A 7,727-nucleotide genomic window follows, 5' to 3' on the forward strand; every position below is an offset into this window, starting at 1 on the left:
CGCCGAATATAATCCCGATGGTATTTTCTTTTCTAACGGACCGGGAGATCCGGCAGCTGTCACCGAAGGAATTGCCCTAGCCAAGCAACTTTTGCACGGAGAAAAACGCACTTTTGGCATCTGTATGGGTCATCAAATTTTAGGCCTATCCCTAGGGGCAGAAACCTTTAAACTGAAATTTGGTCATCGCGGGTTAAATCAACCCTGTGGACTGCGGCAACAGGTGGAAATTACCAGTCAGAATCACGGTTTTGCGGTGCAGGAAGCCTCTTTAAATCCGCAAGTGGAGATTACCCATCTCAACCTCAATGATCGCACCGTAGCGGGTTTAAAACACAGGTCTTTGCCCTTTTTCTCGGTACAATACCACCCCGAAGCCAGTCCCGGCCCCCACGATGCCGATTATCTGTTTGCCAAATTTGTCGATTTAATGCGGCAAGCAAAAAAGGATCGGTCGTAAATTTTTAGGATATACTAGGGTTTTGATTTTTACGGCTCTAGAGCTAGGAGGGGATTATTCCGGAAGCAATTAACTTGACCGTCAGCTTGCGAGGCACGCGTGAGGTCAGAGATAAGTACCAAATTTTCCGTTTGACGGGTCTTTTAGATGCCTTTTCCGAACCGACTTTTTGTAAGGTGATCGAAGGCTATGTGGAGGAAGGTCCCAAGGATGTGATTATTAGCCTCGCTCAGATTGATTTTATCGATAGCTCCGGTTTAGGGGCTTTAGTAAAATTGGTAAAAAAGGCCAAAACCGAAGGGGGCAGTTTACAAATTGTTACCAATCCCCGGGTAACTCAAACTGTAAAACTGGTGCGATTGGAGAAGTTTTTTTCCCTGCAACCCACCCTGGAAGCGGCGATCAAATATCTGGAAAAAGCGTAAATCGTGGAATCTCCTCTCGAAAAAATTCGCTTACAGCTAAGTGGCGAGGGGTCACAACTCCTAGAGGGTCTTGACCGATTATCGCCTGCTTCTCTGGCCTATCTAGGGGATGCTGTTTATGAATTATACATCCGCACCTATTATTTACTGCCGCCCCAGCGTCTGGGAGACTATCACGCTCAGGTGGTGGGCAAAGTCAGGGCCGAACAACAGGCTTTAGATTTAGCACAACTGCAGCCCTATCTGACAGACCAAGAAAAAGAAATTCTGCGCCGGGGACGCAATGCGGTCACGGGAAAACGCCGTCGTCTGACAGCCCAAGTCTATCAGCAGGCCAGCAGTTTAGAAACCCTGTTCGGCTATCTTTATCTGCAAGACCCCTCAAGATTACATCAACTATTAGAAAAACTAGAATTATAGCCCTCAGGGACGATTCCCGACTTTACTCTTAATCCATCCAATCATGAGCGATCGACCATTTCGTGGCAAGTCCGATAATAGTAATTTTCGCCGGCCCTCGCGGCCGAAAACTGGGCCAATTCTGGCTAAATCCCCGGCAGTAACTCCAGAAAACCAAGAAGCTGATGATCTGCTCTACGGTCGCCGGGTGGTTTTAACGGCCATGGAGGAGGAGCGCCAACTAAATCGGATTTGGGTGGTCAATCGACTCCGTTACGATCCCCGTTATCATACCCTCTTAGAAAAAGCCAAAGCCAACGGTACGGTAATTGATGAGGTGGACGATCTGCGTCTCGATCAGATTACCAATAAGGCCAATCATCAGGGGATTGCGGCCCAGATGTCTCCCTATGAGTATATCGAATTAGCCGATCTGATCGAAAAAGCTAAGGGCAGAAGTCGCCACCCCGTCATCGTCATCGCTGAAGGTATTACGGATCCCCATAACCTTGGGGCAATTATTCGCACCGCCGAAGCTATGGGTTGTCAGGGGGTAGTTATTCCCCAACGTCGCGCCGCCGGGGTGACATCGACGGTGATGAAAGTGGCGGCCGGATCCTTGGAATATTTACCCGTCGCCAGGGTGGTTAATCTCAATCGTGCTTTAGAGGAATTAAAAGCGGCTGGTTTTTGGCTCTACGGCACGGCGGCAAAAACTGGTAAATCTTTACACACAATCAATTTAACGGGTGCGATAGGATTGGTGGTAGGTTCGGAGGGAGAGGGTTTGAGTCTGCTAACCCAAAAGTCCTGCGATGAGTTGGTATCTATCCCTTTGGCAGGCAAAACCCCCAGTCTCAATGCTTCGGTGGCGGCGGGTATGGCTCTTTACGAGGTTTACCGGCAACGCTGGCAAAATTCCCCCGATTGAAAATCTGTATTTTTCGACACTCCCAATAGCCAAAAGGAGAAAGTATAAATAAAATAGGAAGGAAGTTTGCGAAATGTAAACGAACGTAACAAAACCACCAGAGTAGATTTAGATGGGGAACGAGATGAAAGAATTTTTGATTAGCTTACTGGAAATGTTCGGATTAGCCTACTGGGTCGAGATTAAAACCGACTATCCCAGATGTACTTATTATTTCGGTCCTTTTCTCGCTAAAGACGAGGCTGAAGTCGCTCAAGCCGGTTATGAAGAAGATTTGAAAACAGAAGGAGCGCAGGGGATTAAATTGGATATAAAACGTTGTAAACCGAAAGATTTAACTATTTTTGAGGAAAAAGAAGAAAGCAAGCTCCTGAATACCCTAAAGGTGTTACGCAGTCAAGTTTCTTAACAATTTTCAGTGATCGGTAATCAGTGATCAGTAATCAGTGATCAGTAAACAGTAAACAGTGAAAAAACAGCATAAGGCTGCTACTTAGGGTTTGCTGAATAAATCTAAAAACCTTGTTGGATAAGACTTTTGGACTTTTTTCCCCTCAAAAAGTGCCAGCCATTGCGGGGATCGGGGGGAAAATTCAGGTACTTTTTCCCTGAAAATTAGGTAGTTGACCAGCTGAAAATCGATAAAACCCCACACCCCACACCCCACACCCCACACCCTGCCCCCAAGAAAAACTTTTTGCCGCAAACCCTAAATATCAATGGGAGCGATTTAAAAAACAGCTATATTCTGCTTCTGTCAGTCTTCCCGCTTCGTAGAGAGTATCGGTAATTTCTGCTAGGGTTAAAACCGAATAAGGTTGATAACCATGGCTACGAAGTTTATCTTTAACGGGGCCACCATGGTCGATAAAAACCACGATATCATTAACTAATAATCCCGCCGATTTAATCTTTGCTGCCCCTTCGATCGCACTTTTGCCAGAAATTAAAATATCGTCCACCACTACCACCGTTTCCCCCACTTGAAAATTACCTTCAATTACTCTTCTTGTGCCGTGAGCTTTTACTTCTTTGCGGGGGAAAATCATCGGATGATTTAATAATAAAGATAAACCCGTAGCTGTGGGTAAAGAACCGTAGGGTATGCCAGCAATACGGTCAAATGTCAAGGTTTTTAATATTTCTCCATAGGCTTCAATTACCTGCTGAAAAATATTAGGATTAGAGATAATTTTTCTCAGATCAATATAATAGGAAAAAGTTTCTCCCGATGCTTGCACATAATCGCCAAACAGCAAGCAGCCAATATCAAATAATTGTAGAATTAAATCCTGATGAGGATGTTGTTTTAAAAGACAAACGTTAGCAGTCCAAGTATCATCTCCGCTCGATTCTTGCTGGTGATTTTGTTTAATTTTGTTGACTTCCTCGCGTAAATCCTTGACTTTTGCCCCCAAATCGGGTTGAGATAAAAAGTCTTGGGGTACAGGAATTAATAAACCCTCGCCATGACTATTTAAACCCACAGTAATTAACTCGGAGAATTGACTTTTTTCTTCCCAAATACTGCGTAATAAAATCAATCTTTCGGGGGCAAAATTGCGAATCTTTTTCAATATCTCCGGTTGAGTGGTTCCCACTTCTAAAAACACCTGTTCGGGAGTTCCCCAGGTGCAAGCTTCTTTGACAACTTGCAGATAAAAAGGATTGTCGCGACTGGGGAATTCTTGCAGATTAATCGCGCCTTGATTGGAAGTATGACAGAGGATAAAAGCACCATGCTCGGGGTAAACTAAAAAAGGAGCAACGTGATCCTGTCCGGAGTAGGGATTGAGAGTAACCGCGTCCACCTGCCAAGTTTTAAAGATAGTCTCGGCTAAAATACTGCTGGTATTAATATCACCGTGTTTAGCATCCAAAATTACCGGGATATGAGCGGGAATTGCCGTTAAAATTCGCTGTAATAATTCTAATCCCTCTGCTCCCAAAGCTTGATAAAAGCCTAAAGTTGGTTTGTAGGCACAGACAAAAGGAGCAGTTTCATCGATAATAAACTTGAGCCACCGTTCTAAATTAACGATTAATTCTCCCGGGGTGGAGGGCATCATTTCGGGGTTAGCATCTAAACCGAGGACAAGTAGAGTCTGGTTTTGACTAATGGCGTGGTTTAACTTTTGAAAAAAATTCATCGGTTTCTAATCTCAGGATTCTGGATTAGTTTCTAATTCTACACTATTTGGCCGAAAAATAGGCTGTAAAATTGTCTGGTGCAGACTTTTTCTGGTGTCAGCGTCAAGGAATTTCTTTTGTAAGGGTTGCCATTCTTGCCATTTTTGGTGACGGATATTTTGGAAAATTTCTAGTAAAGTCGGCATTTCCTTGGCAAGACAATTAGGGAAAATTTGGCTGAGAAAATCCGAGAGAACACAACAATCCTGCATTTCTCCGAGAATACCTTGAAGGTTTTTAATATCCTCTAGATACTCTCGATACTTGTCGCCATAAAACTGAGTAAATAACTCCATATTATAGCGGGAACGCTTGGCTTCTTTACGGAGATCGTGCAGTAATAATCCTTCTTTTTCCAATAAGTCATCAATTTCTTGACTAGAAAACTCTTTTACTTTTTGATCTTCCTCTAAATTTACCCCAACTAACCAGCCTTCATGGAGTAAAAAGTGACTCGCTTGCGGTAATAATAAGTCAGGTAAAACCGTGGCAATATCTAATTTTCCTATCGGTTGATAGGTGGGATTATCCAACCAACTGGCAAAATCTGCCTTAAAATTGAGAAATTTATCGGACTTCAACAGCTTTTCTACCTTAGCAAAAGCCTTCTCCCTTCGGTGTTCGAGAACTTGTAAAACTTTCTTCAGTAAATCCTGTTCTTTCGGGGGTAAAATTGGCTGATAATGGCCGACAAAAGCCGATTTTAACACATCTAAATCCCGCAATTCTCCTAAAATTCTGCCCAGATTACCCACCCGTTTTTGATCGGCAGATTTCGGCATGGTTAAAGCGGGGGCAAAACCGGTTAAGGTACTGCGAAGACGGCGCATTCCCACACGAATTTGATGTAATTCTTCCGTATCCTGATCGAGTAAAACCCCAGCTTCGTGTTTAAGAACTTTATGAAAATGTTTATCAATACCGATATAGGCCCAATCGGCAACAGTTTTAGCCCGAGGATTAAATTTGTTAGTCATTTGTCTTTAGCGAGGAAATAATGTCAAGATGGTGATAAGCTAAACGGCTTTTACTTCGGATCACCGATATAGACTCCAAAAGGGTTATAGCTGTTGGATCATGCAGGTTAAGCGCCGTTTAGCTTAGAATCTTTAAATAAAGACTGGAACTAATAGATCCCATTTATTCTACACAATAGGATGAAGCAGCCGCTTTAAGAGAAGTTTATGGATAGTTTTTGGCTAGATTATGGGGGGGAAATCGCTTTTCGCACTGGAGAGCATCTTTTCTTGACGGGAATAGCCATGGCTATGGGTAGCTTAATCGGTATTCCTCTAGGTATTTTGATTAGTCGTCAAGCTATTCTCGCCCCACCAATTATAGCGATCGTTAACACCCTACAGACTATCCCCAGTTTAGCCCTATTTGGTTTTTTAATTTCCGTGCCTTTTTTGGGAGGAATCGGCAAAATTCCCGCTATTGTTGCCCTAACTCTCTATACCTTACTGCCAATTGTTTTAAATACCTATCTGGGCATCAAAAAAGTTGATCCCGAATTAAAATTAGCCGGGTTATCCCTAGGCATGACCGACGGTCAAATCCTGCGCTATATCGAATTACCCCTGGCCAGGGCGACAATTTTGGCAGGAGTGAGAATTGCGACGGTGATTGCTATCGGTGTGGCCACGATCGCAGCTGCCATCGGTGGCGGTGGTTTGGGAGTGTTTATTTTTCGCGGTATTGCCACGGTCAACAATCAGTTAATTTTGGCGGGGGCAATTCCTGCCGCTTTTTTAGCCCTTGTTGCCGATTGGAGTCTCGGTCGGCTAGAAAAGACCTTTTCCCCTTCGCAACGTCCGAAAAAGCCCTCTAAATGGCAATGGGGCTTAGGTTTAATCGGGTTGGCCTTGCTATCTTTCCTCTTGACTCAAATTTTCCATTCATCCCCCGGCACAGTGGTGATCGGTTCCAAAAATTTTACCGAACAGGTGATTTTAGGGGAAATTTTGGCACAGGAAATCGAAAAAGAGACGAATTTACGGGTTGAACGTCAATTTAATCTCGGTGGTACTCTGATCTGTCATGAAGCGGTGAAAGCGGGTAAAATCGATGGTTATGTGGAGTATTCTGGCACGGCTTTCACGGGAATTTTGCAGGAAAAACCCCTTAACGATGCCCGATTAGTCTCTGAAAAGCTGCAAGAGATTTATCCAGAAAAATTTAATCTAGAAGTGTTTCCCAGTTTAGGATTCGAGAATACTTTCGCCATTGTTATCCGGGGAGAAACCGCCAGTCAATACAATCTTAAAACTCTCTCGCAAGCGGCTAAATATACTCCCAATTGGCAAGCGGGTTTTGGTTATGAATTTTTGGAAAGGGAAGACGGTTACAAGGGATTAGCGAAGACCTACGGCCTCAATTTTGCCGGACCCCCGAAAGTGATGGATTTAGGGTTAATGTACCGCGCTTTAGCCGAAAAACAAGTGGATTTAGTGGCGGGAAATTCCACCGATGGCTTAATTCCCGTGCTAGATTTAGTCATCCTAGAAGATGATCAACGCTATTTTCCTCCCTACGAAGCGGTACCGATTTTTAACCGGGATAGTTTGCGAAAATATCCGCAATTGCGACAGGTTTTAGCGAAACTCACTGGCAAAATTACCTCCACAGCTATGCAGAAATTAAACTATCAGGTGGATGGCCGCGATCGTAGGGTGGAGGAAGTGGTTAAAGAATTTCTAGTCTCCCTCTCTTAACCATTTAGTGACTCCCCCGGGTTGGTCGATTAAACTAATGCCTTGGGCTTTTAATTCTGCGCGAATGCGATCGCTTTCGGCGTAATTTTTCGCTTTTTTTGCCTCTGTCCGTTGTTGGATCAGATTTTCGATATCCGCTGCACTAATTCCCTCAGAAACAGGGGTTTCTCCCTGGTCAGCGGCCATTTCTAAGCCCAAAACCCTAGACAATTTCACCAAAGTATGCCATTTTACCGCTAATTGGGCCAGATTGCTGTCTGTCTTACCCGCATGGGTTAAATTATTACCCTCCTTGCGTAATTCCTTAGCGATTTCAAATAACACCGCTAAACCACCGGCAAAGTTAAAATCGTGATTTACCGCCTCTTGAAAGCGATTTTCTAGCTCTTGGTCGGTAATTCCGGGATTATCGGGCGGAAGATGCTTATAACCAAAGGATAAACCCTCTTGTAAAGTATGCCAGCCATTAGTGGCCGCCTGCAATCCCTCATCGGAAAAATCGATCGGTTTGCGGTATTGGGCGCCTAAAATTAATAATCTCACGGCTAAGGGGTCATATTTTGCCAATAACTCGCGAATAGTGATGAAATTACCGAGGGATTTTGACA

9 protein-coding genes are annotated in these 7,727 nt (G+C 44.0%); 6 read left to right on the forward strand and 3 right to left on the reverse strand.

Going from position 1 to position 7,727, the window contains the following annotated elements; all coding sequences use genetic code 11:
* From PX481_RS29370 to PX481_RS29390, 5 genes are all read left to right on the forward strand, one after another.
* Nucleotides 1-460 (forward strand): glutamine amidotransferase-related protein (locus PX481_RS29370; protein ID WP_502888647.1); only part of this gene is annotated, 460 nt, incomplete at its 5' end.
* Between the two features lie 74 nt (nt 461-534).
* Entirely contained in the window at nt 535-885 is a 351-nt protein-coding gene (locus PX481_RS29375) for an STAS domain-containing protein (RefSeq protein ID WP_002763884.1), read from the forward strand.
* A 3-nt stretch (nt 886-888) separates the two neighbouring features.
* Nucleotides 889-1,305, forward strand: a complete 417-nt coding sequence (locus PX481_RS29380) for a Mini-ribonuclease 3 (RefSeq protein ID WP_002763883.1) — start codon at nt 889-891, stop codon at nt 1,303-1,305.
* A 43-nt stretch (nt 1,306-1,348) separates the two neighbouring features.
* Nucleotides 1,349-2,215 (forward strand): 23S rRNA (guanosine(2251)-2'-O)-methyltransferase RlmB, encoded by an 867-nt coding sequence (gene rlmB / locus PX481_RS29385; protein ID WP_002763882.1) that lies wholly within the window; start codon nt 1,349-1,351, stop codon nt 2,213-2,215.
* 112 nt (nt 2,216-2,327) lie between these two features.
* Nucleotides 2,328-2,624 carry a DUF1816 domain-containing protein gene (locus PX481_RS29390; protein WP_080603678.1) on the forward strand — a complete coding sequence of 99 codons (297 nt, stop codon included), beginning with the start codon at nt 2,328-2,330 and terminating at the stop codon, nt 2,622-2,624.
* A gap of 307 nt (nt 2,625-2,931) precedes the next feature.
* Here PX481_RS29390 and PX481_RS29395 read toward each other — a convergent pair whose 3' ends face one another.
* A complete protein-coding gene (locus tag PX481_RS29395; RefSeq protein ID WP_288097507.1) occupies nt 2,932-4,365 on the reverse strand; it encodes a bifunctional orotidine-5'-phosphate decarboxylase/orotate phosphoribosyltransferase in 1,434 nt (477 codons plus the stop codon).
* A 12-nt stretch (nt 4,366-4,377) separates the two neighbouring features.
* A complete protein-coding gene (locus PX481_RS29400; RefSeq protein ID WP_002763878.1) occupies nt 4,378-5,382 on the reverse strand; it encodes a CHAD domain-containing protein in 1,005 nt (334 codons plus the stop codon).
* A 207-nt stretch (nt 5,383-5,589) separates the two neighbouring features.
* Between PX481_RS29400 and PX481_RS29405 the strand changes: the two genes are divergently transcribed.
* A complete protein-coding gene (locus tag PX481_RS29405) occupies nt 5,590-7,119 on the forward strand; it encodes a glycine betaine ABC transporter substrate-binding protein (RefSeq protein WP_288097510.1) in 1,530 nt (509 codons plus the stop codon).
* On the opposite strand, the gene PX481_RS29410 is transcribed toward PX481_RS29405, so the two are convergent.
* The coding region (locus PX481_RS29410) for a DALR domain-containing protein (protein WP_353852243.1) at nt 7,102-7,727 on the reverse strand (626 nt) is incomplete at its 5' end. The genes PX481_RS29405 and PX481_RS29410 overlap by 18 nt on opposite strands.

This window comes from Microcystis sp. M53603_WE2 (genome assembly GCF_030065435.1).